The 536-nt window shown below is 67.2% G+C and carries 1 protein-coding gene; it reads right to left on the bottom strand.

Annotated features, from left to right (window positions below; all coding sequences use genetic code 11):
• Positions 1–536 (bottom strand): ATP-binding cassette domain-containing protein (locus tag ABD817_RS39490; RefSeq protein ID WP_344923581.1); only part of this gene is annotated, 536 nt, incomplete at both ends.

Raw genomic sequence — 536 nt, 5'->3', positions numbered from 1 at the left:
TCCCCGATCTCGCGGATCTCCTCCAGCCGATGCGAGATGTAGACCACCGCCACCCCCTGCGCGGTCAGCTCCCGGATGATCCGGAACAGGTTGCCCACCTCGTCATGGGCCAGCGCCGCCGACGGCTCGTCCATAATGATCAACCGGGTGTCGTGCGACAACGCCCGCGCCATGCTCACCACCTGCTTGGCCGCCGGAGACAACCGCCCCACCTCCGTCGACGGGCGAATCTCCGCATGCCCCAGCCGGGCCAGCAACTCCCGCGTCGCCTTCGCCGCCTCCCCCCGGCCCACGAACCCCATCCGGGACGGCTCATGACCCAAGAACACGTTCTCGGCCACACTCAACCCGTCCACCAGGTCAAGCTCCTGGTACATCGTGGAGATCCCGAGCCTGATCGCCGTGATCGGGCTCGACAGCCGCACCTCCTCACCGTTCAACGTGATCGTCCCCTCGTCGGGCTGGTGAGCGCCCGCCAAGGTCTTGATCAAAGTGGACTTCCCGGCGCCGTTCTGGCCGAGCAGGCAGTGCACCTC

Origin of the sequence: Streptosporangium oxazolinicum (assembly GCF_039537505.1) — a bacterium.
Taxonomy (GTDB): Bacteria; Actinomycetota; Actinomycetes; order Streptosporangiales; family Streptosporangiaceae; genus Streptosporangium; species Streptosporangium oxazolinicum.
Note: the sequence above shows the minus strand (reverse complement) of the source record. Positions and strands in the feature narration are given on the sequence as shown.